Annotated in this window: 24 protein-coding genes; 9 read left to right on the forward strand and 15 right to left on the reverse strand. The window is 59.3% G+C overall.

Going from position 1 to position 26,201, the window contains the following annotated elements:
• Nucleotides 1-131: 131 nt before the first annotated feature.
• The gene (locus tag AO065_RS00960; RefSeq protein ID WP_004880490.1) at nucleotides 132-2,519 is read right to left on the reverse strand and encodes a penicillin acylase family protein; all 2,388 of its coding nucleotides are present in this window, start codon (nucleotides 2,517-2,519) and stop codon (nucleotides 132-134) included.
• Between the two features lie 204 nt (nucleotides 2,520-2,723).
• Between AO065_RS00960 and bipL the strand changes: the two genes are divergently transcribed.
• The gene (gene bipL, locus AO065_RS00965) at nucleotides 2,724-3,665 is read left to right on the forward strand and encodes a phospholipase BipL (protein WP_004880489.1); all 942 of its coding nucleotides are present in this window, start codon (nucleotides 2,724-2,726) and stop codon (nucleotides 3,663-3,665) included.
• On the opposite strand, the gene AO065_RS00970 is transcribed toward bipL, so the two are convergent.
• Both AO065_RS00970 and AO065_RS00975 read right to left on the reverse strand, forming a co-directional pair.
• Nucleotides 3,662-3,853, reverse strand: a complete 192-nt coding sequence (locus AO065_RS00970; RefSeq protein WP_004880487.1) for a hypothetical protein — start codon at nucleotides 3,851-3,853, stop codon at nucleotides 3,662-3,664. The genes bipL and AO065_RS00970 overlap by 4 nt on opposite strands.
• 28 nt (nucleotides 3,854-3,881) lie before the next feature.
• Nucleotides 3,882-4,640: a DUF2059 domain-containing protein gene (locus tag AO065_RS00975; protein ID WP_004880485.1), complete on the reverse strand. Its 759-nt coding sequence runs from the start codon at nucleotides 4,638-4,640 to the stop codon at nucleotides 3,882-3,884.
• A 141-nt stretch (nucleotides 4,641-4,781) separates the two neighbouring features.
• Here AO065_RS00975 and AO065_RS00980 point away from each other — a divergent pair, with 141 nt between their 5' ends.
• Together AO065_RS00980 and AO065_RS00985 are read left to right on the forward strand one after the other, a co-directional pair.
• A complete protein-coding gene (locus AO065_RS00980) occupies nucleotides 4,782-5,417 on the forward strand; it encodes a 2OG-Fe(II) oxygenase (RefSeq protein ID WP_032650564.1) in 636 nt (211 codons plus the stop codon).
• A 125-nt stretch (nucleotides 5,418-5,542) separates the two neighbouring features.
• The gene (locus AO065_RS00985; protein ID WP_004880482.1) at nucleotides 5,543-5,980 is read left to right on the forward strand and encodes a DUF4399 domain-containing protein; all 438 of its coding nucleotides are present in this window, start codon (nucleotides 5,543-5,545) and stop codon (nucleotides 5,978-5,980) included.
• Nucleotides 5,981-6,188: 208 nt separating this feature from the next.
• Here AO065_RS00985 and AO065_RS00990 read toward each other — a convergent pair whose 3' ends face one another.
• The 8 genes from AO065_RS00990 to AO065_RS01025 all read right to left on the reverse strand — a co-directional run bounded on the left by AO065_RS00990 (nucleotide 6,189) and on the right by AO065_RS01025 (nucleotide 16,797).
• Entirely contained in the window at nucleotides 6,189-7,772 is a 1,584-nt protein-coding gene (locus AO065_RS00990) for an ABC transporter ATP-binding protein (RefSeq protein ID WP_004880481.1), read from the reverse strand.
• Nucleotide 7,773: 1 nt separating this feature from the next.
• A complete protein-coding gene (locus AO065_RS00995; protein WP_004880478.1) occupies nucleotides 7,774-8,796 on the reverse strand; it encodes an ABC transporter permease in 1,023 nt (340 codons plus the stop codon).
• The gene (locus tag AO065_RS01000) at nucleotides 8,796-9,863 is read right to left on the reverse strand and encodes a microcin C ABC transporter permease YejB (protein WP_004880477.1); all 1,068 of its coding nucleotides are present in this window, start codon (nucleotides 9,861-9,863) and stop codon (nucleotides 8,796-8,798) included. Before AO065_RS01000 ends, AO065_RS00995 begins: the two co-directional genes overlap by 1 nt.
• Nucleotide 9,864: 1 nt before the next feature.
• Nucleotides 9,865-11,751 (reverse strand): extracellular solute-binding protein, encoded by a 1,887-nt coding sequence (locus AO065_RS01005; protein ID WP_004880476.1) that lies wholly within the window; start codon nucleotides 11,749-11,751, stop codon nucleotides 9,865-9,867.
• 146 nt (nucleotides 11,752-11,897) lie between these two features.
• A complete protein-coding gene (locus AO065_RS01010; RefSeq protein WP_004880473.1) occupies nucleotides 11,898-14,615 on the reverse strand; it encodes a TonB-dependent receptor in 2,718 nt (905 codons plus the stop codon).
• A gap of 192 nt (nucleotides 14,616-14,807) precedes the next feature.
• Complete coding sequence (locus AO065_RS01015) at nucleotides 14,808-15,209, reverse strand: ExbD/TolR family protein (RefSeq protein WP_004880470.1); 402 nt, start codon at nucleotides 15,207-15,209, stop codon at nucleotides 14,808-14,810.
• A complete protein-coding gene (locus AO065_RS01020; protein WP_004880467.1) occupies nucleotides 15,209-15,916 on the reverse strand; it encodes a MotA/TolQ/ExbB proton channel family protein in 708 nt (235 codons plus the stop codon). Before AO065_RS01020 ends, AO065_RS01015 begins: the two co-directional genes overlap by 1 nt.
• 50 nt (nucleotides 15,917-15,966) lie before the next feature.
• Nucleotides 15,967-16,797, reverse strand: a complete 831-nt coding sequence (locus AO065_RS01025) for an energy transducer TonB (RefSeq protein WP_080597885.1) — start codon at nucleotides 16,795-16,797, stop codon at nucleotides 15,967-15,969.
• A gap of 1,164 nt (nucleotides 16,798-17,961) precedes the next feature.
• Here AO065_RS01025 and AO065_RS01030 point away from each other — a divergent pair.
• Nucleotides 17,962-18,216, forward strand: a complete 255-nt coding sequence (locus AO065_RS01030) for a hypothetical protein (RefSeq protein ID WP_004880465.1) — start codon at nucleotides 17,962-17,964, stop codon at nucleotides 18,214-18,216.
• Nucleotides 18,217-18,281: 65 nt separating this feature from the next.
• Here AO065_RS01030 and AO065_RS01035 read toward each other — a convergent pair whose 3' ends face one another.
• On the reverse strand, nucleotides 18,282-19,436 hold the full coding sequence (locus AO065_RS01035; RefSeq protein WP_004880462.1) for a cysteine desulfurase family protein: 1,155 nt from the start codon (nucleotides 19,434-19,436) through the stop codon (nucleotides 18,282-18,284).
• A 333-nt stretch (nucleotides 19,437-19,769) separates the two neighbouring features.
• On the opposite strand from AO065_RS01035, the gene AO065_RS01040 reads away from it, so the two are divergent.
• The 4 genes from AO065_RS01040 (at nucleotide 19,770) to AO065_RS01055 (ending at nucleotide 22,883) form a co-directional block, all read left to right on the forward strand.
• Nucleotides 19,770-20,240: an Lrp/AsnC family transcriptional regulator gene (locus AO065_RS01040; RefSeq protein ID WP_004880460.1), complete on the forward strand. Its 471-nt coding sequence runs from the start codon at nucleotides 19,770-19,772 to the stop codon at nucleotides 20,238-20,240.
• A gap of 269 nt (nucleotides 20,241-20,509) precedes the next feature.
• The gene (locus tag AO065_RS01045; protein WP_004880459.1) at nucleotides 20,510-21,184 is read left to right on the forward strand and encodes an HAD family hydrolase; all 675 of its coding nucleotides are present in this window, start codon (nucleotides 20,510-20,512) and stop codon (nucleotides 21,182-21,184) included.
• Nucleotides 21,185-21,348: 164 nt separating this feature from the next.
• The gene (locus tag AO065_RS01050; protein ID WP_004880456.1) at nucleotides 21,349-21,642 is read left to right on the forward strand and encodes a hypothetical protein; all 294 of its coding nucleotides are present in this window, start codon (nucleotides 21,349-21,351) and stop codon (nucleotides 21,640-21,642) included.
• Between the two features lie 473 nt (nucleotides 21,643-22,115).
• Nucleotides 22,116-22,883 (forward strand): C1 family peptidase, encoded by a 768-nt coding sequence (locus tag AO065_RS01055; protein WP_004880445.1) that lies wholly within the window; start codon nucleotides 22,116-22,118, stop codon nucleotides 22,881-22,883.
• Between the two features lie 49 nt (nucleotides 22,884-22,932).
• Here the strand turns inward: AO065_RS01055 and AO065_RS27625 are convergent, their stop codons facing one another.
• The 3 genes from AO065_RS27625 to AO065_RS01070 all read right to left on the reverse strand — a co-directional run bounded on the left by AO065_RS27625 (nucleotide 22,933) and on the right by AO065_RS01070 (nucleotide 25,143).
• On the reverse strand, nucleotides 22,933-23,376 hold the full coding sequence (locus AO065_RS27625) for a DUF805 domain-containing protein (protein WP_004880441.1): 444 nt from the start codon (nucleotides 23,374-23,376) through the stop codon (nucleotides 22,933-22,935).
• A 626-nt stretch (nucleotides 23,377-24,002) separates the two neighbouring features.
• On the reverse strand, nucleotides 24,003-24,425 hold the full coding sequence (locus AO065_RS27350) for a hypothetical protein (protein WP_004880439.1): 423 nt from the start codon (nucleotides 24,423-24,425) through the stop codon (nucleotides 24,003-24,005).
• Between the two features lie 406 nt (nucleotides 24,426-24,831).
• Entirely contained in the window at nucleotides 24,832-25,143 is a 312-nt protein-coding gene (locus tag AO065_RS01070) for a cupin domain-containing protein (protein WP_004880438.1), read from the reverse strand.
• A gap of 141 nt (nucleotides 25,144-25,284) precedes the next feature.
• On the opposite strand from AO065_RS01070, the gene AO065_RS01075 reads away from it, so the two are divergent.
• Complete coding sequence (locus tag AO065_RS01075; RefSeq protein ID WP_004880437.1) at nucleotides 25,285-26,055, forward strand: SDR family NAD(P)-dependent oxidoreductase; 771 nt, start codon at nucleotides 25,285-25,287, stop codon at nucleotides 26,053-26,055.
• Nucleotides 26,056-26,201 lie beyond the last annotated feature (146 nt).

Consider the following 26,201-nt stretch of genomic DNA (forward strand, 5'->3'; position numbering starts at 1 on the left):
CACGGGCTGCATGCCCACGCGGAGCATTGGCACGATCAATATCGCGCAATGATCGTTCCTCACGCTCCGATGGGCACGATCAGTGTTGAGGCAGACTTGTGTATAACGATGGGCACGATCAGTGTCCTCGCTCACTGCCCCGGCACGAACCTCAACACCCCTTCGGTGTGCTCGACCACGTCCTGTTCGCTGAAGTGCTGTTTCATGTACTCGCCATTGATGTAGGCCTTGGCCTGATCCGAGTAGTGCTTGTCGAACGGTACGCCGCTCTGGCCGACGGGGTTGATGCCCAGGCTGTTGGCGGGGTCGGCGAAGTCGATGATGCGGCGGGTCGAGGGGCCGTAGTTCACGGGCCACGGCGCAGGGCGAATGCTGGCTGACAGGTTGTTCGGCACTTCATGCGTACCCGGCGCCGGGTAGGGGCCGACGTTCAGCACTTTATCCAATGGCTTCTGTGAGCCCAGCGGATGTCCATGGGTCAATGTGTGCGCTCTGCCCCAGACCCATTCGTCCGGGTTGTTGCCGTACAGGGATTTGAGATGCGAAACGCTGGCACGCCACGCAACCTTGACGGTATTGGCGCGGCTTTCTTCGTGAGGTGAGTTGCGGTTGTTCCACCAGGGAGAGTCGGCATCAGCGGCCAGACGCGGCAGCGCCATGTCCAGCGAGCGTGTCGTCAGGAGCGTCTGGAACAGGTCATCGCCCAGTTCATCGTGGAAAGTTTCTTCAGTGATGTCGAACAGGAACTGGTTGAACAGCGTCGCACCCACCGAGTCCAGCGAATACTCGCCGTTCCAACTGGCCATCCGCTCCACCAGCGCCAGTTCCTCAGGGTCGCTGACCACGCTGCGCAGCACTGGAATCAGCGGCCGGAGGATGCTCGGCGCGTAATCAGTCCGTGTGCCCAGTTGCAGCTTCTTGTTGGCCTCCACATCCCACTTGACCGAGGCGTCACTCAGCTGACGGTCAAGCTGTTGGCCACGCTCAGGCGGGTTGTAGTAACCCGGAATCTGCATCCCGGTGGGCGAGAGCGGCTGGAAGTTGGCCGACACGATGTAGCCTCGTGCCGGATTCTCTTCCTGCGGGTTGGCGCTGAAAGGGTAGAAACCCAGTTTGTCGGCCTGCGCCGTGCTGCCATCGAGGATGTAGGTCGGGTTGACGCCTTCCGGCCGGATCGGCAATTGCGCCGTTGCCCACCAGCCGATGTCACCCTTGGCGTTGGCCCAGACGATGTTCAGGCCGGGCGCCTGGATCTTCTCGGCCGCGCTGCGCATCTTCTCTCGCGTGTCGGCGCGGTTGGCCTCATAGAAACCGTCCAGCACCGGGTTGTCCGACACCAGGAATGACCACCACATCGCGATGGGCACCTGTCCTGCATTCTTGCCCATCGCATCGTTGACGACAGGGCCATGCGGCGACTCCAGAAGGCTCAGCGTGACAGGCGCTTGGCCCTTGACCGCAATCTGCTGTTCGGTGCGGGTCATCTCGACCCACTGACCGTGATACCAGACCTGATTGGGGTTTTCAGGATTGGTCTTCTCGGCGATCAGGTCCATGTCGTCGTTCTGGAACATGGTCAGGCTCCAGCCGAAGTCCATGTTGTGGCCCAGAAACGCAAACGGATTCAGCGGCTGAAAATGCCCGTACAGTTCGAAGCCCGGTGCCGACAGCTGCGCCTCGTACCAGGCCGCAGGCACCGAGAAGCGGATGTGCGGGTCGCCCGCCAGAATGGGTTTGCCGCTTTGCGTGCGGCTGCCGGAAATCGCCCAGGCATTGCTGCCTTCGAATTGCGGCAGGCCAGCCTGTTCAAATGCTTCATTGCTCAGTTTCGCCAGCGCGCCAAGGCCTTTCCAGTCCGCACCAGTCAGCGCGGGCTTCTGGTCCAGCACGCCGTTCGGGTGCCAATCCAGATCAAAAACCTTAAGGTACTGCGGGCCCAACTGGTCGCGCACATAGGTCATCAAGGGTTCGGTACGCAATGCCGAAGCAAAACTGTAGGCCAGATAGCCACCGATGCTGAGCGTGTCTTCAGCGCTGAACGGCCGCTTGGGGATGCCCAGTGCGTCGGACTCCATCGGCCTTGCGTGGGTGTCCTGATACTGGTTGATGCCATCGAGATAGGCTTCAAGGGCCTTCCACATCGGCGTGTTCTTGTCCTGACGCGCCACATAGGCCGCCGCGTGATCACGGATGCGCAGGCTGCGGAACAGCTTGTCGGTCTCGATCAGATTCGGACCCAGGATTTCGGCCAGTTCGCCACGCGCCAGACGCCTTATCATTTCCATCTGGAACAGCCGGTCCTGAGCCTGGACATAGCCCAGGGTGCGGTACAGGTCCGCTTCGTTTTCGGCACGTATATGCGGCACACCGCGTTCGTCGTAGCGCACGCTGACCGGCCCCTGCAGACGGCTCATGGCAATCTCGCCCTCGCGCACCGGCTGTTTGCTGTGGACGTACCAGCCTGCGCCACTGGCAACGATGGCGATGATGAGGGCAAGGGCGATCAGGCTGCGTTTCATCCGGTTCCTCTATGAGTGGCGTATTGCGGGGATGAAGGCTACCGTTTTGGCTCAGGGCTGGGTAGTGAAGATACCGGGCAGATACAATGCGCACGTTGTGTAAAAAACGTTTTAACTGTGTCGGTCTGGCTTGTCATGTCCAGGCAGACAGAAGACTATCCCTGCATCATCTGCTCGCGGCGCTTGCCCGAATCTGGAAGGCCCATGTCCGTAACGTTCGACCCCGATAATCTGCGTGCCAGCCTGTTGCCGCTGGGCATCATCGATCCGCTTTCGCCGGATGGACAGGCGTACCAGCGCTTCTATGGACTGGGCGGTCTGGGCGGTGAGAACGTGATTCGCAGCTGGCTCGGGCGGCTGGATGTGGCGGGGTACGAGATCGTCGGGCAGGTGTGGATTCCCGAGAATGCCGTCGCAACGCTGTTTCTGTTCCACGGCTTCTATGACCACATGGGCCTGTACCGGCACGTGATCGAATGGGCGCTGGGGCAGGGCTTTGCGGTGATTTCCTGCGACCTGCCGGGCCACGGGCTTTCCAGCGGCAGCCGCGCAAGCATCAACGACTTCGCGGAATATCAGGCCGTGCTGCAGCAACTGCTGCTGGAAGCGCAGGCCCTCAGACTGCCGCAGCCCTGGCATCTGTGTGGCCAGAGCACCGGCGGTGCCATCGTGATCGATCATTTGCTCAATCAGGGTGCCGACAGCCCAGCGCAAGGACAGGTGATTCTGCTGTCGCCACTGGTGCGCCCGCGTGCCTGGGGCTGGTCGCGGCTCAGTTACTACCTGCTCAAGCCCTTCGTGACCGGCATCGCCCGACGTTTCACCGAAAACTCCAACGCCCCGGCCTTCCTGCCGTTCCTGCTGGCCGACCCGTTGCAGCCCAATCGACTGCCGACCGCCTGGGTCGGTGCGCTGGCGCAATGGATCGTACGTATCGAAAGCGCGCCACGCAGCACACGCAGTCCGTTGATCATTCAGGGTGAGGCGGACATGACGGTGGACTGGCTGCACAACCTGAGCGTTCTGAAGGACAAATTCAGCGAACCGCAGATCCTGATGCTCGGCCCCGCTCGCCATCACCTGGCCAACGAACTGCCGGAGTTGCGCGCACGGTACTTCGATTTTCTGGCGGAGCGGTTGCGTTAAGGCTTCTGGAGAGTGCGGGCCGAAAACGCTTTGACCTGACGGCGCAGACGGAAGTTGTCGACGGCCAGCGTCACGGTCGTGATCAGACCCAGCACGGCAAACGCGTCCTGTCCCAGTTCCTTCCAGAACAGCGAGGCCAGAACGGCCATGGCGATTGCGGTGGCGAGCAATGCGATCGAGTCTTTCATAACGTCCTTTTTGATAACGACTGCCGGGTTACTGCGCGGGATTCAGACTCGACGTACTTTGCCCGACCGCAAGTCCTGCGCGGATCGCGGCGAGCGCAGCCTGATAGTACGCCTGACCTTCCGGCGATTCGGCGAAGGTCGAAAACTCTTCCAGCTCCGGGTCCGACAGCTCGCGATAGACGTAGAGCAGTGTGTTGTTCAGATCGGCACTGATCTGCGCCATCAGACGCTCGCGCTGGCCTTCGAGCATGCCCTGCGCCTGACCGCCGCCCAACAGGCCGGGAATCATCTGGCTCAGGCTGTCGGCAGCCACACCGGCGATGGCGAGGCTGACTTCGGCACCGGCCTGTTTGGCGGGCAGTGCTTGCGCCAGATGTCCGATCAACAGCTGGCGGGTCGCGTCGGCTTCAATGTGCGGCAGCCCGTCGGCATGCTTGGCCAGTTGATCGGCGCGGGTCGCGGTCAGTTCGGCGTTGACGATCTTGCGGCCCAGTGGCGACTGGAAGAATTGCAGCGAGGGGTTGGGGTCTTTCAGCGTTTCACGCAGGCGTCGTGCAGCACGCTGATCCATCGCCTGCGGTGCAAAACGCTGATTGCTGTTATTGACCAGCGCCTGAAAAACCGCAGGTGGCAGGTTGTCCCGGTAGCGCTGTTGCGCAGCTTTCAAGGCATCGTTGAAGTGCGCGCGCTGGTCCGGCCAGCCTGCAGCCTTGTACAACTGGTCATAGCTGTCTGCCCAGGCAGGCGCAGTGCACAACATCAACAACAAAACAAACAAACGGCGCATTAGGGACTCCTGTCGGCAGGTCGCTATTCTCCGGGTGTTACCGGGGACTTGTCGAGTTATCACTGCCCTTGCGCAGCGAAATCTACCGCATATGACGCGCCACATACGCGCCTCTGTCGGATTTCAGGGCTTATGGATATGATGCGCCGCATGCGCATACCCTCCGATCACCCGCTGCTGCTACGAATCGTCGACGACCTGGCCGCAAACGGCTGGTCGCAGCAGAATATTTTCCTGCCCGACAGTCTGACCCTCGAACTCGAACAAGAGTGCCGCAAGCGCGCTGCCGAAGGTGAACTGGAGCCTGCCGGTATAGGCCGGGGGCTTGCGCATGAAGTGCGCGAGGGGATTCGCGGTGACCGGATCCAGTGGCTGGAGGCAGGTCAGGCAGACTGCTGCGACCGTTATCTGGAACTGATGGACAGCCTGCGTCAGGCGCTTAACCGCGGTCTGTTCCTGGGCCTTGAGGATTACGAAAGCCATTTCGCCCAGTATCCGCCCGGCGCCTTCTATCTGCGCCACGTGGACCGCTTCCGCGATGACGACAAACGCATGGTGTCGGCGGTGCTGTACCTCAACAACGCCTGGCTCCCGGAACATGGCGGTCAGTTGCGCATGTACCTCAAGGACGAGGTGGCGTATGACGTGCAGCCTACGGGCGGTTGTCTGGTTGTGTTTCTCTCCGGCGAGATTCCCCATGAAGTGCTGCCCGCAACCCGGGACAGGCTGTCACTGACCGGCTGGTTCCGGCGTCGTGGCGACGAGGTTTTTCCTTAGGTCGCGTCTTGAATTCGGCTGCACAGATTCATGAAAACACTTTCATCAAGTCGTTCAGCTGTTTTTACGCGGCTCGGGCTATCGTTGCACGGCCCGACATTACGTCGATCACGTCTGGAGACATCATGAAGTCGCTATTTTCTGGAGTTGTCGTTGCAAGCGTTCTGCTGGGCGCTTCGATGCTGGTCAGCGCCGCTGACATCCCGCGCACCGCATCGGCGCCGGGTGCCGAGGTCTACATCATCTCGCCGAAGGATGGCGAGACCGTCACCTCGCCCTTCAAAGTGCAGTTTGGCTTGAAAGGCATGGGCGTTGCGCCTGCCGGTGTGGACGTCCCCGAGACCGGGCACCATCACCTCCTGATCGACGTGAAAGACCAGCCTGCGATGGATACGCCATTGCCGATGACTGACAACATCCGCCATTTCGGCAAGGGCCAGACCGAAACCGAAGTGAACCTGCCGCCGGGCCAGCACACCCTGCAACTGCTGGTGGGTGACAAGAGCCACATCCCGCTGAACCCGAGCGTCGAGTCGAAGAAGATCACCATCAACGTGAAGTGATGGGCGGCGTGCTGGCGATCTGCAGGGGACCGGCAGCCCATGATGATCGTTCCTACGCTCCGCGTGGGAATGCCGCCCAGGACGCTCCGCGTCCGCTCTTGAATGTGACGCAGAGCGTCACGGGTCGAGGCGGACAGATGCAGACTTCAGCGCTTCTTCTGACCTGACGCCATCGCCGGCAAGCCGCCTCCCACGGTTGCGATGCAGTTCAACCAAACACCAGCCCCGACGAGCGCAGCAGTTCCTGGGTGTAGGGCTGCTTTGGCGCGGCGAATATCTCCCTCGACGGGCCTTGCTCGACCACCTTGCCGTCCTTGATCACGATCAGGTCGTGCGCCAGCGCGTGTACCACCGCCAGGTCGTGGCTGATGAACAGGTACGTCAGGCCGTGACGAATCTGCAGGTCTCGCAGCAGTGCGACGATCTGTTTCTGCACGGTGCGGTCCAGCGCCGAGGTCGGTTCATCCAACAGGATCAGGTCCGGTTCCAGTACCAGTGCCCGGGCGATGGAAATGCGCTGGCGTTGGCCTCCGGAAAATTCATGCGGGTAACGATGCCGACTGGCCGGGTCCAGCCCGACTTCGCCCAGCACTCGGATCACGGTTTCCTCACGTTCTTTGGCTGTGCCAATACCATGCGTGACCAATCCCTCAGCGATAATCTGCGCCACGGTCATGCGCGGGCTCAGGCTGCCGAACGGGTCCTGAAACACCACCTGCAACTGGCGACGCAGCGGACGCATCAAGTGCTGGCTGTGCAGGCTCAGTTCCTTGGTGCCGAAACGGATACTGCCTTCGGAGTCGACCAGCCGCAGGATGGCCTGACCCAGCGTGGACTTGCCCGAACCCGATTCGCCAACGATGCCCAGCGTCTTGCCCTTGAGCAGTTCGAAACTCACGCCATCCACCGCCTTCACAAACTGCGGCTCGCGCTTGAACCAGGACTTCGCCAACGGAAACCAGACCTTCAGGTCCAGCACCGACAGCAGCGTGTTGGTATGTGTCGAGGGCACCGGCTCGCCATCGGGCTCGGCGTTGATCAGCAACTGGCTGTATGGATGTTGCGGGCTATTGAACAGCGTCTCGCAGTCAGCCTGTTCGACGATCTCGCCCTCGCGCATCACGCAGACCCGCTGTGCGATGCGACGCACCAGATTGAGGTCATGGCTGATCAGCAACAGCGACATGTTCAGCCGCTGTTGCAGGGACTTGAGCAGTTCGAGGATTTTCACCTGCACCGTCACGTCCAGCGCTGTGGTCGGTTCGTCGGCGATCAACAGGTCAGGCTCGTTGGCCAGCGCCATGGCGATCATGATGCGCTGGCGTTGCCCGCCGGACAGTTGATGCGGGTACGCGGTGAGGCGCGACAGAGGATCCCGGATGCCGACCAGTTCCAGCAGCTCAAGGGTCCGATTCAAGGCGGCTTTGCCTTTCAGGCCCTTGTGGGTGACGAGGATTTCGCCGATCTGTTTCTCGACCGTGTGCAGCGGGTTCAGCGAACTCATGGGCTCCTGAAAGATCATCGCCACCCGGTTGCCGCGCAGGCTGCGCAGTTGCTTGTCGCTGGCGCTGACCAGATCCAGCCCGTCATAACGAATCGAGCCCTGGGTGCTGACCGTCTTGCCCGGCAACAGACGCAGGATCGAATGCGCCGTCACCGATTTGCCCGAGCCGGATTCGCCCACCAGCGCCAGGCATTCGCCACGCCGGATGTCGAGACTGACGCCATGCACCACTTCGTGACCGTTGAAGGCAACGCGCAGATCACGTATTTCAATCAGGTTGTCGTGCATGTCAGCTCCGGGGATCGAACGCGTCACGGCAGGCTTCGCCGATGAACACCAACAGGGACAGAATCAGCGCCAGCGCGACGAAGGCGGTCAGGCCCAGCCACGGCGCCTGCAGATTGCGCTTGGCTTCGCCAATCAGCTCGCCCAGCGAGGCACTGCCTGCGGGCATGCCGAAGCCGAGAAAATCCAGCGCGGTGAGGGTGGCGATGGAGCCCGTCACGATGAACGGCAGGTAGGTGAGCGTGCTGGTCATGGCGTTGGGCAGGATGTGCCGCCACATCAGCGCGGCGTCGGTCAGACCCAGTGCGCGGGCCGCTTTGACGTATTCCAGATTGCGACCGCGCAGAAACTCGGCGCGCACCACGTCCACCAGCGACAGCCATGAAAACAGCGCCATGATCCCCAGCAGCCACCAGAAATTCGGCGACACGAAACCCGACAGAATGATCAGCAGGTACAGCACCGGCAGGCCCGACCAGATTTCCTGAATGCGCTGGCCGATCAGGTCGGTCATGCCGCCGTAATACCCCTGAATCGCCCCGGCACAGACTCCGATCACCGTGCTGATCGCCGTCAGCAGCAGCGCGAACAGAATCGAAATCCGCGCCCCGAACAGCACCCGCGCCAGCACATCGCGCGCCTGTTCGTCGGTGCCCAGCCAGTTATGGCCATCGGGCGGGCTGGGCGAGGGTGCTTCCAGGTCGTAGTTGATGGTGTCGTAGCTGAACGGGATCGGCGCGAACATCATCCAGCCGTTCTTAGCCGCGATCAGTTGGCGCACATAGTCGCTGGAATAATCCGGCTCAAAGGGCAGCTCGCCGCCGAAATCGGTTTCCATATAGGTATGAAACGCCGGGTAATACAGCTCGCCGTCATAGCTGAGCAGCAACGGCTTGTCATTGGCGATCAGCTCGCCGCACAGGCACACCAGCATCAGACCGACGAAGATCCACAACGACCACCAGCCGCGCCGGTTGGCCTTGAACAGCGCCATGCGTCGCTGGCTCTGGGGAGAGAACTCGAACATCAGGCGCTCCTCGCGGAAAAATCGATGCGCGGATCGACCAGCATGTAGCACAGGTCACCCACCAGTTTGATCAGCAGGCCGAACAGGGTGAACAGGAACAGCGTGCCGAACACCACGGGATAATCCCGCGACACCGCCGCCTCGTAGCTCATGCGCCCCAGCCCGTCGAGGCCGAAGATGGTTTCGATCAGCAGCGAACCGGCGAAGAACACCTCGATCAGCGCCTGCGGAATACCGGCAATGACCAGCAGCATGGCGTTGCGGAACACGTGGCCGTATAGCACGCGATGTTCCGTCAGGCCCTTGGCCCGCGCCGTGACCACGTACTGGCGGCTGATCTCGTTGAGAAAGCTGTTCTTGGTCAGGATGGTCAGTGTCGCGAAGCCGCCGATCACCAGCGACGTGACGGGCAGCACAAGGTGCCACAGGTAGTCCTTCACCTTGCCCCAGGTGCCGAGGCTGTCGAAGTTTTCCGAGAACAGGCCCTGCGCCGGAAACCAGCTCAGGTAGCTGCCACCGGCAAACACCACGATCAACAGAATCGCGAACAGAAACGCAGGCGTGGCATAGCCGATGATCACCAGCGTGCTGCTCCATACATCGAAGGCGCTGCCGTGCCGTACTGCCTTGCGAATGCCCAGCGGAATGGAGATCAGGTAGGTGATCAACGTCGCCCATAGCCCGAGCGACAGCGACACCGGCAGTTTCTGCGCGATCAGCTCGGTCACCGGCGCGCCGCGAAAGAAGCTGTTGCCGAAGTCCAGTTGTGCGTAGTTCTTGAGCATCAGCCACAGGCGTTCGTGCATCGGTTTGTCGAAACCGTAATGCTCCTTGATCGACTCGATCAGCGCCGGGTCCAGACCGCGCGTGCTGCGGCTGGCAGTACCGCTTGAGGCCACTTCGCCGCCGCCTCCACCGACGCCGTTGGGGCTGAAACCCTGAATCCGTGCGATGGCCTGCTCCACCGGCCCGCCGGGGGCAGCCTGCACGATCAGAAAATTCACAATCAGAATGGCCAGCAGCGTAGGAATGATCAGCAGCAGGCGTCGGATTACGTAAGCCAGCATCTCAATGCTCCTTCGCAGCGGTGGTCTTGCTGCCGAGCGCAGCAGCCTGGGCGTTGGTCAGCGCGGTCGGGCTGATCTGCCACCAGGTTTCCAGGCCGACGTCGTAGATGGGCGCGGTGTCGGGCCTGCCGAAACGGTTGGCGTACACCAGCGGCGTGCCCTTGGAGAAGTAGTTGGGGATCATGTAATAGCCCCACTGCAACACCCGATCCAGCGCACGGGCGTAATGCACCATGTCGTTGCGGCTGTTGGCGGCCACCAGCCCGTCGATCAGAGTGTCCACGGCCGGGTTGCGCAGCACCATGGCGTTGGAACTGCCGACTTCGGTGGCGCTCTGCGAGCCGTACAGGTTGTAAAGATCACGGCCCGGCGAGATCAGCGGATTGCCGCTTTTGGGGAAGGTGACCACGATCATGTCGTAGTCCCGGGCGTTAAGTCGGTTGATGTATTGCGCGGAGTCGATGCGCAGGAAATCCAGCGTGATCCCGATCTGCGCCAGCGTGCGCTTGAACGGCAGAATCAGGCGATCAAAACCGCCCTGGCCGTCGAGAAAGCTGAACACCATCGGCTCGCCTGCGGCATTGACCAGTTTGTTGTTTTTGGGGTGCCATCCGGCTTCGGCCAGCAGCTTGAGGGCCTGTACCTGTTTGTCGCGGATGTAGCCGTTGCCGTCGGTCTTGGGGGGCTGGTAGACCTGCGTGAACACCTCGTCGGGGATCTGGCTGCGCAGAGGCTCGAGAATTTTCAGTTCGGCTTCGTCCGGCAATTGGGTCGCGGACATTTCGCTTTTCGGAAAATAGCTCTGCTGGCGCACATAGAAATTGCGCATCACCCGGCGGTTGATCCAGTCGAAGTCCCACAGCATCGACAGCGCCTGCCGCACGCGGCGATCCTTGAAGATCGGGTTGTCCAGATTGAACACAAAACCCTGCGCGGCGACGGGGCGCTGAGTGGCCAGGATGTTTTTCTGCAAGCGCCCGTCGTCGATGGCCGGGCCGCTGTAGCCGACGGTAAAGCCCGCCGAGGAAAACTCCCGGTTGTAGTCGAACGCGCCAGCCTGCAGCAGCTGGCGGGCGATTTCCGTGTCGCCGTAGAAGTTCACGGTCAGGGTGTCGAAGTTGTACAGGCCGCGGCTGACCGGCAGGTCCTTACCCCACCAGTCCTTGACCCGTTCGAAGACCACGCTGCGTCCGGCGTCGACCTTGGCGACGCGGTACGGCCCGTTGCCCAGCGGTGGCTCGAAGCCGCCGCCGTTGGCGAAGTCCCGGTCTTTCCACCAGTGCTTCGGCAAGATGTGCAGGCTGGCGATGTCGAGGGCCAGCATGCGGTTGAGGTTGTTCTTGAAGTCGAAACGTATCTGCAGCGGCCCTTCGATGGTCACGTCCTTCACGTCGGCGAACATCGGGCGATAGCTGAAGCTGGCCTTGGTGGTCATCAGCTCGTAGGTGTAGCGCACGTCCTCGGCTGTGACCGGCTGGCCGTCGTCGAAGCGCGCCTTGGGGTTGAGGTAAAACCGCACCCACAGACCGTTCGGATCCACTTCCATCTTTTCGGCGATCAGCCCGTAGACGGTGTAAGGCTCGTCGAGCGAGCGATAGGCCAGCGGCGAATAGACCCACGTGTCGAGCTGTACGACACCGATGCCTTGATCGACGTAAGGATTGAGGTAATTGAACTGACCGATCTCTTCGGCTGACCGGGTCAGCGTTCCGCCCTTGGGGGCGTCCGGGTTGACGTAATCGAAGTGCTTGAAGCCGGCCGGGTACTTGGGTGCCTCGCCGTAGACAGTCAAGGCATGTGTCGGCGTGGCCAGCGCGACCTGCCAACAGGTGCACAACACCGCAACACCCAGCAGCAGGCGTCGCAGAAGACGGATTTGACGCGACATGATGGGGCTATCCTCGTACGCACGAATGACGCCGTGCGGCGAAAAAGGCCTCCGGCCGGGGAAGGTGGATGAAACCTGTGGCCGGAGGGGGCGAGCTCGCAAACAGGACGCGACCCACGGAGCGGGTATGGGTCGCGCCTTCACCCTCAGAAGTGATACGTCATGCGTGCGAACAGCGTGCGGCCCAACGGGTCGGCGTAGCGTGGGTCATAGCCGGACTGGAAGTTGTAGGCCTGATTGGAGAACGGCGGGTTGCGGTCAAACATGTTGCGCAGGCCCGCATCGACATCCAGCACCTTGTCGAAGGTATGACCGACCGACAGGTCCCACAGCGCATACGAGGCGACCCGCGCGTTGGTGGTGCGGTCGTAATCGTTGTAGCCCGAGGTAAAGCGGTTGGTGATGGACGCGCGGGTATTGCCCAGCGACCAGGTACCGGTCAGAACGTGTTTCCAGCGAGAGATCACGCCATCGCCCTGGAAGTCGCCGACCTTGTCGGTATACGGACCGTCAATGATGTTCTGGAAGTCATAACGGGTCACGTAAGTGCCGGTCATGCCCAGGCCGAACTGACCATAGGGCGTATTCGGGAAGCGATAGTCGAGGCTGACGTCCACACCGCTGGTCTTGACGATGCCCAGGTTGGCGTTGCCTGTCACGATGTTGGCGATGGAACCGTCAGCGGCGCGAACGAAGCGATCGGCATACGTGTTGGGGTCGTCGAACACGGTCGATTCAGGAAACGACTGGATCTGGTTGGAGATGTGAATCCACCAGAAGTCCAGACCCATCGACAGATTGTTGACCGGTTGATACACGAAGCCCAGCGTCATGTTACGGGCTTTTTCCGGCGCCAGTTCGGTGTTGCCGCCGCTGTTGTTGAGGAACTGCTGCGCACAGTCACGACCGGCATTGCCGCCGGGCTGCACGGTGCCGCCGGCACACAACACAGGGTCGTTGTAAAAACCCTGAGTGAACGTCGTGCTGCGCGGTGCATACAGCTCATAGAGCGATGGCGCGCGGAAGCCCTCGCTGTAGGCACCACGGACCACCAGTTGCTTGATCGGCTGATAGCGGAACGAGTACTTGGGGTTGGTGGTGCTGCCGAAGTCACTGTATTTGTCATGACGCACAGCGGCGGTCAGTTCCAGGCTGTCCAGCACCGGCACGTTCAACTCGGCGTATTCGGCTTTCACGCTGCGCTCACCCGATACGCTGCCCGCGGCATCCGCACCCAGGCTGCTGACGTCGTTGACGAACGCTTCGTACTGTTGATGCATCTTCTCTTTGCGGTACTCGCCGCCCAGTGCCAGACCGGCCGGGCCTGCGCCGAACCAGTCACCGATTTCCCGGCTGATACGTCCATCGATTCCTGCCACGCGGCCCACAGCGCTGGAGTATTGCCCGTGATATTGGTTGGCATCGATCAGCGCCTGACCCGCTGCGGTCTGCGGCCCGAACGGGTTGATCACGCCGTTGGCCAGGCCATTGATCATCTGCGCGTCACTGACGTAGCCGTCGGTGAGACTGGACAGCACCTTGTTCTGGTTGTACGAAGCGCCGACGTTGTAATCCCAGCCGCCGACCAGACCGTCGAAATTCAGCAGAAAGCGCTGGCTGGTGTTCTGGTCACTTGAACCGCGAGGTCCGGCGGCGGTTTCGCGCCATGCAGTGTCGACCGGTTGTGTGGGGTCGAGCGTAAAGTTGGTCGGTGCCGGGGTGATGCCATTGCCGGGATAGAACGGCGACGACGAATCCAGCGACAGGCCGGTGAGTGGGGCCGGCCCAATGTCGGTGTGGTTGTTGTTGCGTGCCCAGAAGTATTCAAGGCTGACGTTGTGGTCGTCGGCCAGCTTGCCGGTGGCCTTGCCGAAGAACGAGGTCTTTTCGGTCTGCGGGATCAGGTCGATGTACTCGCGGGTGCTGAACCGGCAGATGCCGTTGCGGGCGATCAGGCTAGGCCCGGAGCAATTGGCGCCCAGCGGGTTGGAAGAGTTGTCGCCCTGAAAATAGTTGCCAGGGTACGCGGTGCCGGAGGTCTGGTTGAGGCCGCGCCCTGGCTGGTAATCCTGAGTGAATGAACGGTCGTTGGCGTCCAGATTCTGCTGCTTGTTGTAGTTGAAGACGCCCATCACGTTGAAGCGGTCTTCTTCCAGATCACCAAAGCCCCAGCTGGCGCTCATGTCCTTGGTCGCGCCGCCGCCACTGTGGGTAGGTGTCTCGCCGCCCAAGGTCAGCGAACCGTCGGTCAGGGTCTTCTTGGTGATGAAGTTGATCACACCGCCAATGGCGTCGGTGCCGTACAAGGCCGATGCACCGTCACGCAGGACTTCAACCCGGTCGATGGCGGCGAACGGGATCATGTTCAGGTCGATGGCGCTGCCGTTCGGCGAACCGACACCCGAGATGGCGTTGTTGGCCAAGCGGCGTCCGTTGAGCAGCACCAGCGTCTTGTTGGGGCCAATGCCGCGCATGTCGGCGAAGGAAGCTCCCCCTGAACCTGTACCGACAGAGCCCGCGCTGTTGTTGATCGACTGACTGCCGGTAATGCGCTGGACCATTTCCTGAGTGGTGGTCACGCCCTGTTTCTTCAGGTCGTCGGCGCGCAGGATGGTGATCGGCACGGCGGTTTCGGCGTCGACCCGGCGAATCGCCGAACCGGTCACTTCAACGCGTTGCAGCTGGGTCGTGGCGGGCACGACGGCGGCAGCGGAGACGGATTCGCTGGCGGTGTCCGCTTCAACGGCCTCGGCCGCATGGGCACCGCTCATGCCCATGGCCAGGGCGCACAGCAGGGCGCGAGGGTGACGGCGGACCGCGAGGGCCAGTGGCTTGAGGGTGTATCCGGGAAGATTCATCAGCATGGTTATTTCCGACTTGGTCCAGACATTATTGAAATGGCCTTGTGAGCCCTCTATTCCTGCGCGGTTGTGCCGTGCGGGAGTTCCACTGCGTTGGTTTCCAGCAAGCCGCTCCCCTCCAGGGGCTTTTCAGCCCACGGACGATGGTGTTGGCGGGAGTCGGTTCAGCGGGTTTCGCGGGGCGAAACCCTCAGTTCATTTGGCCGTCATGACGGAAATCTTCGTGATGCCCGAGCGCTCGATGGACGCCATGGCCTTGGCCACCTGGCCATAGTTCACGTCGGTATCGGCCTGCAGCTGGACGCGGATGTCCGGATCCTTGGCCTTCTCGTCCTGCAGGCTTTTCTCCAGCAGCTCGGGAGCGATTTCCGATTTGGCGAGGAAGAACTTGCCGCTCTGGTCGACGCTGACCACCACCGGATCCTTCTTCTCGGCCGGGGCGACCGAGTCGGTCTTGGGCAGGTTGACCTTGATCGCGTTGGTCATCAGCGGCGTGGTGACGATGAATACCACCAGCAGCACGAGCATCACGTCCACCAGCGGCGTGACGTTCATTTCGCTGAGCACTTCATCGCTGTCTTGAGTGGAAAACGACATTAGCTTGCCTCCCGCACGGCGTGGCCTTGCTTGCTGGCGATGGGTTGACGGGATACGGCGAAGGCACTGCGCTGGGCGAGGGCGTCGAAGTCGTGGGCGAAGTCGTCCATGTCGGCCACAGCCAGCTTGAGGCGGCGCAGGAAGAAGTTGTAGATCAGGACCGCAGGCACCGCGACCGCGATGCCGACGCCGGTGGCGACCAGTGCATGACCGATGGGACCGGCGACCGCTTCAAGGCTGGCCGAGCCGGTCAGGCCGATGCTTTGCAGCGCTTCCATGATGCCCCAGACCGTTCCGAACAGGCCGATGAAGGGCGCGGTGCTGCCGATACTGGCGAGAATCGCCTGGCCGCTTTCCAGCGAGCGACGTTCCTTCTGGATCTGCTGGCGCAGGTTGCGCTCCAGGCGGTCCGAGCGGTTGATGGTGTGTGCCAGCTGCTGCGTGGTACGCGGTGATTCGTCCACCGCCATGGCTTCGAAACCACTGTTGGCGATGCGTGCCAGCGAGCCAGGATATTGCGATGCATGTTCGGCGGCGGTGAGCAGGTCCGGCGCGCCCCAGAAGGCTTTGGTGAAGTGTTTGTTCTGGGATTTCAGCTTGACGTATTGCGCGGACTTGATCAGCAACAAGGCCCAGCTCAGCACGGAAAACAGAATCAGCGCCCAGAGCACGGCGGGTACGATCATGGAAGAGAGCGATGCGTTCATGGTTTACACCTCACCAGCTTTAATAGAATTGTCAGTGGTCATACGCCGGATCATTCCGGCAGCTTGAAATCGATGGTCTGTGTCGCGAAGCCTTCAATCGGTGTGTCGCCACGCTTGGCCGGAATGAATTTCCAGTTGCGCACCGCTTCCACCGCGGCCTCGTCGAGAACCGGTTTGCCGCTGGATTTGGTCACCTCGACCGTGCCGGCACGGCCGTTGGGCAGCACCTTGATGCGCAGCACCACGCGGCCTTCCCAACTGCGTCGCAAGGCCAGGCCCGGATATTCGGGCGGCGGGTTGCCCAGGCTGGCGAGCCCGGAGACCGCTGCGCTTTCCTTCACGGGTGCTGCTGGCGCTGCCGGAGCAGGTGGCGCAGGCGTCGGCGTCGGTGGTGCTGCTGGCGCGGGGGCTGGGACCGGTTTTGGCGGTGCAGGCGGCGTCGGCTTTTTCACAGGCTCAGGTTTCTTGACCGGCTTGGGCTTCTCGACCTTCGGCTTTTCGATCGGCTTGGGCGGCGGCTCGACTGCGTCCGGGTCCTCGACCGGCTGTTCCGGCTCGGGCGGCGGTGGTGGTGGAGGCGGCGGAGGTGGTGGTTCAGGCGGCGGCGGTGGCTCCGGGGTTGGAGGCGTCGGGCTGGTCAGCTCGATGGTCATTTCCGGAACTTGTGGCGCAACTTCCGGCACTTCCGGTTTGGCAGTTTGCATGTACCACCACACGGCACCGTGAATAAGTACCGACGCTGCGATCAACACGAAAACGTGCGATTTTTTCAGGCCGCCAGGTCGCGAAGTATTGGCCTTGAAGGGAATGCTCTGCCACACCGTCGGACTTTCTTCCGGCGGCGGTACAGGGACCGCTTTCATTATTACCGCATCATTCATTAACGCTCCCTCGGGTAGTTGAAGGGCAATAAAAGTCCGTTCAAACATTGGCGAATGTTCGAATGATGGAGACCTGCACAGTCGTTGAAGCGCACGACGCCGTCGAGCCTGAAGAGGCACAGACTCAAGAGGGCAAAGCGCGATATTCAATCAGGGCGATAGCATTGCGAATCCTTGCTTATTAGTTATGTCCACTTCGAGCAAACGTGTTGCTTGATAACAGTCCTGCTTTGCAACCGCTGTGCCAGAAATGGTCAGTGGCACGCCTGTATGCAGCGTTCCAGAGCGGATGTCGCATTCCTGTACCTTTCTTGCGATTAAGCGCTGTTTCGGTAGGGATCACCTTCAAATGAATAGTGCCAATACCCATTCAGAGGCCGAAGTTCACCCCTCTGAGGCGTCAGACGAATTAAAAAATACATGACCGCTCGGTCATGAAATCACGTGCACCAATACTGTAAGGTTCGAATCAAGTTGGTGCGTTAGTTGGTCATGTATTCACGGCAAGTGGCTCCGGCTGTAAAAGATTGCAGGTCGAGTTAAATATAAAGCTCAGCCATGGAAAAAAGTGGTGGCTAAGTGATGTTAATCAAAATAAATTGTCGAACGATAAGTGTGTTGGTGCAAAGTTTTCCGTTGTTAGTTAGTAACGGGCACACAGCAGTACGCAAGTGCTTGCCGATAAGGCAAAACAAGGGTGTTCGGTTATTGATTCAAGGCTTGCGCCTTGTGTTTTGAATCAGTCGGAAGGGTATGTCGGTAAGGTCGAACATGAAGCCGTTACAGCGGGCAGGCCCGTTGCGGGCGCAGCCCTTTGAGCCCGTGAAAGGCATTGCAGTGGTCTGGCATGAACTGGATGTGGCATGGGTAGACTCCTTTCCTGGCAAGGCGCACGACTTGTGGTCTGGCATTGCACTGTTAATGGACGACTCTGCGTCCGAAAACTGCACTTTGGTGCGTGTGGGCACCTCCTGTGTGCAGCGCGTGCCAATGGTTCATGGCACGGCCGTTCCACTTGGAAGATCTGTGCCAATTGTGTCTTTTTGTATCATGAAGATTACAGACGGCAGCAAACGCGCCGTATAGACGCGCTCGTCACCTGAATCGAACCCTTGGCGTTCAGGCACGTCCACTTTCTTTGGCAAGACAAAAGAGGTGGCCGACATGACAACCGATTTCATCCTGACAAACGAAGTGCCTAAAGAAGATCCTGCCAGCCCGCAGCTGGGTCAGTACGACCGTGAGGCTGATCCTGTGCTTAACATGAACGCGAACAGGCCCGGAGCAGGCCCGGAGAAGGGCGACGAGGTGCTGGAGCGTACTGAGGAGGACGAGGCGTACGAGGATGACGAGCCTGAAGTGTATTCGGATGACCCGGATATCGTGGCGGATGAGGGCGGTGGTGTTTCGCCGGGCTGATAAAGACGAAACAGCTCAAGCGTCCCTGTTAAGAGACCTTGAGCGGTTTGCATTGAAAGCCGGAGTTACCAGAACGCAGCCGGCGCGGTGAGCGCCTTGCTGAATACCTCGATGGCGCGTTCGACATCGGTTTGCGTGGTGTAGCGACCGAGGCTGACGCGTACGCTGGCCAGTGCCTTATTGGTATCGAGCCCCATTGCGAGCAGCACGTGCGACGGTGCATTGCTCGCCGAGTTGCAGGCCGAGGTCGAGGACAGTGCCAGCGCGTGTGATAGCTGGGCGCTTGTGAACCCGCTGCGCGTGATGCACAGGTTCAGGGTGTGCGGAATACGTTGCTCAGGACAGCCGTTAAGTTGCACTTCCGGCAGTGCCAACAGCCCTTCGCGCAAATGACTGCTCAGCTCAGCGATACGACGATTTTCCGCATCAGCCTTGTTGACCGCCAGCGCAAAGGCTTCGCCCATGCCGACGATCTGATGCGTCGCCAGCGTGCCGGAACGAAAACCGCCTTCATGACCACCGCCATGAATCTGCGCCTGCAGCAACGCATGAGCACGCGGGCCTACGTACAGCGCACCAATACCTTTCGGGCCATACGCCTTATGAGCCGAGAACGACATCAGATCGACCGCCAGACTCGCCAGATCCACCTTCACTTTGCCGACCGCCTGCGCCGCATCGACGTGAAACAGCGCGCCATGTTCGCGCACCAGCGTGCCGATGCTGGCGATATCGGTGAGCGTGCCCAGCTCGTTATTCACCAGCATCAACGACACCAGCAACGTGTCTTCACGCAATGCCGCCTGCACGGCCTGCGGCTGGATCAGTCCATTGGCGTCCGGCTGCAACCAGGTCACGGGAAAGCCCTGGCGCTCCAGCGTTTTCACCGTGTCGATGACGGCTTTGTGCTCCAGCGCGCTGGTGATGATGTGGCGACGTTGCGCCGTGCTGTCATGGGCGATGCCCTTGATCGCCAGGTTGTTGGACTCGGTCGCGCCAGAGGTCCAGATCACCGTATCGGCAGGTGCACCCACCGCGTCGGCCACCTGACGTCGCGCCTGCTCCACCGCCTGCCGCGCCACCTGCCCGTAACCATGCCCGCTGGACGCCGGATTACCGAAATGCCCTTCGCGCCCCATACAGGCAACCATGGCTTCAATGACCTGCTCATCGACAGGCGTGGTAGCGGCGTAATCCAGGTAGAGGGCGTTGTTGGTCATGGGCAATTCGCTTGTTTATCGGGTCAAGGTTGATGGTGAAAAGATTACCGACGCCAACGCGAAAAATTTTTGATATTTGTGCGGATTGACTGGCTATGTGTGAAAAATAATTCTGCTTAAAGTGCTTTTGGGTGATAAAAATTTTACAGTTTGATTGGCGGGGGTTAGTTTTATGCCAATAGTTGCGTAAATACCGGTCGTACGGCGGCGCACATGTGACGCGGAGCGTCACGGGATGCATGCCCACGCGGAGCATGGGCACGATCAGAGTCGGAAAATCCCAGGACGCTCCGCGTCCGATACAGAGCCCGAACCACTAACACAGGAACCCACATGGACAAGTTCGACCGCGCCATCCTGGACAGCCTGCAAACCGACTGCACACGCTCGGTTGCAGACATCGCCGAGCGCATCGGCCTGGGCAGCACCGCCTGCTGGCGACGCATTCAGAAGCTGGAAGAAACCGGCATCATCGACCGCCGCGTCGCCCTGCTGAACCCGCAGCGCCTGAACGTCTCCGTCAGCGTCTTCGCCGCGATCCGTACCAACCAGCACAACGCCGCCTGGCTCGAACAGTTTCACAGCGCCGTCGGCGATTTACCCGAAGTGGTCGAGTGCTACCGCATGGCCGGTGACACCGACTACCTGCTGCGCATCGTCGTTGCCGACATCGCGGGCTACGACGCGGTGTACAAACAACTGATCAGCATCCCCGGCATTACCGACGTCAGCTCCAGCTTCGCCATGGAGCAGATCAAATTCACCACAGGCCTTCCCCTGCGGTATGCGTCGTTTGGTGGGTAAGCGCGCAGACAATGTCCGTTCGGGGCATGGCCACTGATATCAACCGAACCAACTCCATCGTGTTCCGTCACATCAAGAGTCGGTGCCGGGCAGCTGCAGCGTCGCGGCCCTGATGGCCGTGCGTGACGCACCTGTCGTTCGCACCTCACACCCCTCTCGAGCCTGACTCGACGGGTCAGCGTTTTCGTCGTCAAGGCATCAAGGGTCGGTCTCGCACCGCATGCCCCTGGTGCTCTACTCATGAGCATTTTTACCCAAAGGGAATTCCAATGCGCCCGCAGACCTCATTCATCTTCGACCTGGACGGGACGCTGACAGACAGCGTTTATCAAAACGTTGCGGCCTGGAAAGAAGCCCTCGACTCGGAAGACATCCCCCTCGCCATGTGGCGCATTCACCGGAAAATCGGCATGAGCGGTGGCCTCATGTTGAAATCCCTGTCTCGCGAAACCGGTCTGGACATCAGCGAAGAACAGGCCGAACGCCTCAGCGAAAAACATGCCCGCGCCTACGAGCGGTTGCAGGGGCAGATCATCGCGCTGCCCGGCGCAATCGAACTGCTTGAGACCCTCAGCCAAGAGAACCTGAAATGGTGCATCGCCACCAGCGGCGGCGTCGATACCGCCAACATCAACCTCAAGGCATTGGGGCTCGAGGCGGACAAGATCGACATCATCACACGTGACGACGTCCACTACGGCAAGCCCGACCCCGACCTGTTCCTGGCTGCCGCAAAACACATGAATGTGCCCATCGACGAATGTCTGGTGATCGGCGACGCCATCTGGGACATGCTCGCCGCCCGACGCTGCAAGGCCACAGGCATCGGGGTGCTCTCCGGCGGCTACGACATAGGCGAGCTGGAAAGGGCAGGGGCGTTGAGGGTGTATGAAGACGCTCTGGATTTGCTCGATCATCTGGACGAGATTGCCTCGCGGCCTTGACGGTTCGCGGCTGAAATCCGGGCAGTCGGGATTGAGCCGGGCCAGGAGTATTCATCAGAGGCGGGGTTTACCGCCATTGGTGTAGTCAAACCGTCGACACGGGGAACGACCCGCTGCGCTTGTACGTCAGACCTGTATCGACTCACTTGAAAAGGTACAGCTCAATGGACAAGACCATCACCGTGGACCAACTGGCGACCACCGACCTCTCGTCAATCAACGAGATCTGGCTCGGTGGGACGCACACCCAACTGTGCCTGTGGCGTGGCGAACAAATCGTCACCCACGACATGCTCAGCGAAGGCACCCACGATCAGAACGCCCGACGCCTGTGCCTGCAACTGGTCAACCCTGACGATCAGGCGGCGGTGGCCAGTGTCGAGGTGATCGTGCGTGAGCGGCTGGAAGGGAGAGAGGGCGAGTTTTATCCGGCTGAGGATGTGGATACATATCAGTGATTGTTTTGAGGCATGATCTCGACGGTAGCGTGAGTTCGCTCCTGCCTGATAAGCCCTGAGTCTGCTTCTGCCCGAAGGGCGTGGGAGCTCTCGGAGGTTACGACGGCAGCGATGGGCTGCGCAGCAGCCCTTGATCGTTTTGACCCTTGTGTTGAATCAGGCTCTGATATCACGAGGTTTAGAAATGTGCTGGAGAATTTAAAGTTTCTTGATTTTTGCAGTCGGCACTTACACATCAAATAGTTACCCATCTTATTGCAGTTGTAATGTGTCGTTTTGATATTGCATCTTGATGCCCATGAATAAACTCGCCTAAATAAATCTTCATCCCTCTCCATAAAAAACTGATGTCTGATTAATAAGCTGAATAGCAAGCCAATGGCTGCCTATAAATGATGGCCATTTCCAATAAGAGTGTTTTGCTGTGCCTGATGGCTAATTAAACAGCCTGTTTTCAAGTGGAGAAGTAAACGATGACGTATACCGTAAAACAGTACGGCTGGATTCGTGACGTACCGGATCATCGCGATCATCTGTACGCCGCGCCCGTCGAGCAGTTGGCCTCGCTTCCACGTCATGTGGATCTGCGTCCTCATTGCCCCAATGTCTACGATCAGGGCCAGTTGGGCAGTTGCACAGCGAATGGTATTGCAGCTGCCATTCAGTTTGATCGCATGAAACAGAAGCTTGTCCCCGCGTTCACGCCTTCCCGGTTGTTCATCTATTACAACGAGCGTGTCATCGAGCACACCGTGGAGTCGGACAGCGGTGCAATGATCCGTCACGGTATCAAAAGCGTTGCCGAACAAGGCGACTGCGATGAGGCTGAATGGCCGTACGACATTACCAAATTCACCGTCAAACCCACCAAATCCTGTTACGCCCATGCCAAGCGGTATAAGGCAGTCTCTTATCAGAAAGTCGCCCAGAACCTGAACCAGATGAAAGGGTGTCTGGCTGCTGGATATCCTTTCGTCATAGGTTTTGGCGTCTATGAAAGCCTCGAAAGCGATGAAGTCGCCAAGACAGGTATTGTCCCGATGCCAGCCCCTAACGAGAAATTGCTCGGCGGCCATTGTGTGCTCGCGGTGGGCTACGACGATGCGAAACAGGTCTTCATCATGCGCAACTCCTGGGGCGCCAAATGGGGCATGCATGGCTACTTCACCATGCCGTACAGCTACCTGATGGACCCGAATCTCGCATCGGATTTTTGGACGATCAGGATTGTCGCGGCGTAGTACCGAGGCAGAAGGTGTGGGCAGCGATCACACCTTCAGCAGGCGCTTTTTATTTGGGACTGGGGCCGAATCGATTGGCGTCGCGATGTCCCTCCAGGCAACTGAATATGATCGGGACTATCGGTACCAGCATCCACCAGCCACTGCGATCAGTGTCATGAAGCCTGCGAACGCCTACGGCAAGTCCGGGAAGGAAGACCGCGATGGAATAGAGGGTGGAGATCAACTGGTCAGTGCCCAAAAAACCATCGAGAAAACCGAGGACTATGGATATCAGGAGGTTTATCAAAAAAAACATCCAGAATTCTTGTCTGCGCGCTCTGCCTTCAAAGACGGCATATTTCCTCAAGACTTCAAAATACCAGAATGTCGATTCTGGAGCATTTGATGACACCGCGCCTGGTGTCCATATGATATCTCTCGATGCATTGCAGTGTGGGCAGGTATCCCCTTTTACAGTCAGTTCCTTTGCGCAGTTGTGACAAAACGCCATGTCATTCCTTATTGATTTGAATTGGTGTGTTTATATAAAACTCAGGTTGCTTGGGTGTGTCGATGAAAGGGCGAAGATCCTGAAGCAAAAAAACAGAACTGCCAAGCTTGAACTGCGTTCGTTAACAACTGTGTCGGTTTGGAAATAACTTGAAGCGCTGGCACGATGAGGTGGGATGTTTTTTAATTATGATGACTTGGTGAGTTGACTGGAAAATTAAGCTAATACTCTTTAGTCTTTTTGAAACATGATTTTATGAAATCCATAAATTCTACGGTTTGAACAGCAGGTGGATATGACCTGTACATCTGACTCGCCATGGACGGCGCGGTCCGTACTGTGATCGACTCACGAGTGTCAGAGCAGGGCGCGCTGCATCTGCATCGGGCCTGAGTTTGTTGATAGATAGTCGATGCCGGGTCTGAGGCCGCAAGCCAAGCGCTTTGGAGACGGCTTTGCGCTTGACCCTTGAGGCTGACGCACAAACGTAGTGCGGGCTCTTTGAATTCTTCTTGAACTACCCAGGACGCGTTGCTGTGCGTCCTGGGGCTGGACACTCAAACTTCTACAGGGATTCGCCGGCATGCACCTCCGGCGAGTAAGGAGAACCAGTCGGCAAAACCAACTCAGTGCTTCATGGCATTGCACTGGGCGCGCAAGTCATGATCACCAATGCTGCTGCATTCGCCGCCCTTCCGGGCATTGCAGAAGGCACGCTGGTCAAGGTCATTGATGCTGCTACAGGCATTACCTTCATTCTCTCCGCTGCAACGTGCTCGCATGTCACGATCATTGATGCTGTTGCAAGCGCCCTGGCCCTTTCTGGCATTGCAATAGGCACGCTGGTCATGATCATTGATGCTGTTGCAGTCACTCCCGTCTTTTTCTGAGTTGCACCGCGCGCGCAAGTCATGGTCATTGATGCTGCTGCAAGCGCTGCCTTCCTGTGTGGCAGCGCAGTAGGCGCGCTGGTCGAGGTCGTTGATGCTGCTGCAACTGGCGGCCGCGTAACCGCTGAACATCAACAACATCGCAAAAATCAATTTCATTTCACGCTTCCTTGGGTTTACCAGAAAAACAGCTTGGCGATGGCCTGTTCGATTTCGTCAGGCGCCTGATGGCATGTCAAATTGACATCATTTTTTGATGGAAGTTTCAGGGTCCGGAAGGTAACGCGGCGGCTAGCCCGGTGACGGGATTACCGTGGAGTTATCCAGGAAATCAGGAGTAAGCCGACGAAGCTTGACGCACAGGCCATTCTTGCCCAATTGCTACGCTTCGCAGGCTCTACTTTCGATGGGTACCAACATCTATCGTTGCGCCGACGGTATGGATGAAATCAATAACGGGCAGCTCAAAGCCTATAGCTGGCTCGATTCACCGCAAGCGCCATCAGTCTAGGGAAGGCAAATCCATAAGCCTGGATAGGCAATGACGAGCGATAGCCTGGTCAACTCAAACGCTGCCCTCACGTTCGATAACCAGAATCCGTGCTTCTCCGCGAGGATGCGCAACATGTTCACATCCAACCCCTGCAAAAAACACGTCGCCAACCACCAATGTCACGACGCGCTCGATGCCTGACTCGCGATAGTGCATATCCACCGTTCCGTCGAGGACGGCGAAAACTTCCTCACCATCGTTGACATGCCACTTATAGGGCTGGTCGGTCCAGTGCAGGCGGACGGTGGTTCCACCCATGTTAGCTATGTCGTCCGCCCCCCAGGCCCGAGTGGCGGTGAAGTCTTTGCTACGAATAACTCTCATTGATCGCCGTTCTCGGACAGGTATTTCAAACAATCTATCAGAATCCTTGACCCTCTACTGCTGGCCGCTATCGTCCACCTGAACGTCATGCCTCGTCCCGGAGTCATAAACCTACTTCAGCCATGCTCCCGAAGGTGCCTCATGAGTTTGATACCCGAACTGAACAGCGATGCCAACGTGCTGATATGCGGAGCCAGCCGGGGTATCGGCCTGGCACTGTGCGCGGCTTTGCTTGCTCGCGATGACGTGGCTCAGGTATGGGCAGTCGCGCGAGAAGCCAGCACCTCCACAGGGCTGGCAAAGCTTGCAGAGCAATATGGCCAGCGCCTCAAGCGAGTCGACTGCGACGCGCGCAATGAGCAAGCCCTCGAGGCGCTTGTGAGTGACACGCTTGAAGGCTGCGAGCATCTCCACTTGGTCATCAGCACGCTTGGCATTCTTCATCAGGACGGCGCAAAACCGGAAAAGGGCCTGGCACAACTGACACTTGCGAGCATGCAAGCGAGCTTCGCGACCAACACTTTTGCGCCAATCCTGCTGCTTAAACACCTGCTCCCTTTATTGCGCAAACAACCGGCAACCTTCGCGGCGCTTTCCGCGAGGGTTGGCTCTATTGGCGATAACCGATTGGGCGGCTGGTACAGCTACAGAGCCAGCAAAGCGGCACTCAACCAGTTGCTGCATACGGCCAGCATCGAATTGAAACGCCTGAACCAGGCCTCCACTGTTCTGGCCATACACCCGGGCACGACCGACACGGAGCTGTCTCAGCCATTTCAGGCGAACGTGCCTGAAGGACAACTCTTCGAACCGGCTTTCTCAGCGGAGCGCATTATTGAGGTGGTAGGAGCGCATGGAGCGGCTGACAGTGGGACTTTCTGGGATTGGGACGACAAGCCTATTGTGTGGTGACTTATTACACTCTCGAAAACAATGTTGTGACCCGCCAGGTTCGTCATGGATGATCGGCTGCGCGACGCATGGCGGGACATACGAGGCCCGGATTTTTTTGGCCATAAGCGAACCGCGATGCGTATAAACGTGCATTAGTGATGGAT

It is taken from the genome of Pseudomonas viridiflava, from assembly GCF_001642795.1.
In the GTDB taxonomy this organism is placed as follows: domain Bacteria; phylum Pseudomonadota; class Gammaproteobacteria; order Pseudomonadales; family Pseudomonadaceae; genus Aquipseudomonas; species Aquipseudomonas viridiflava.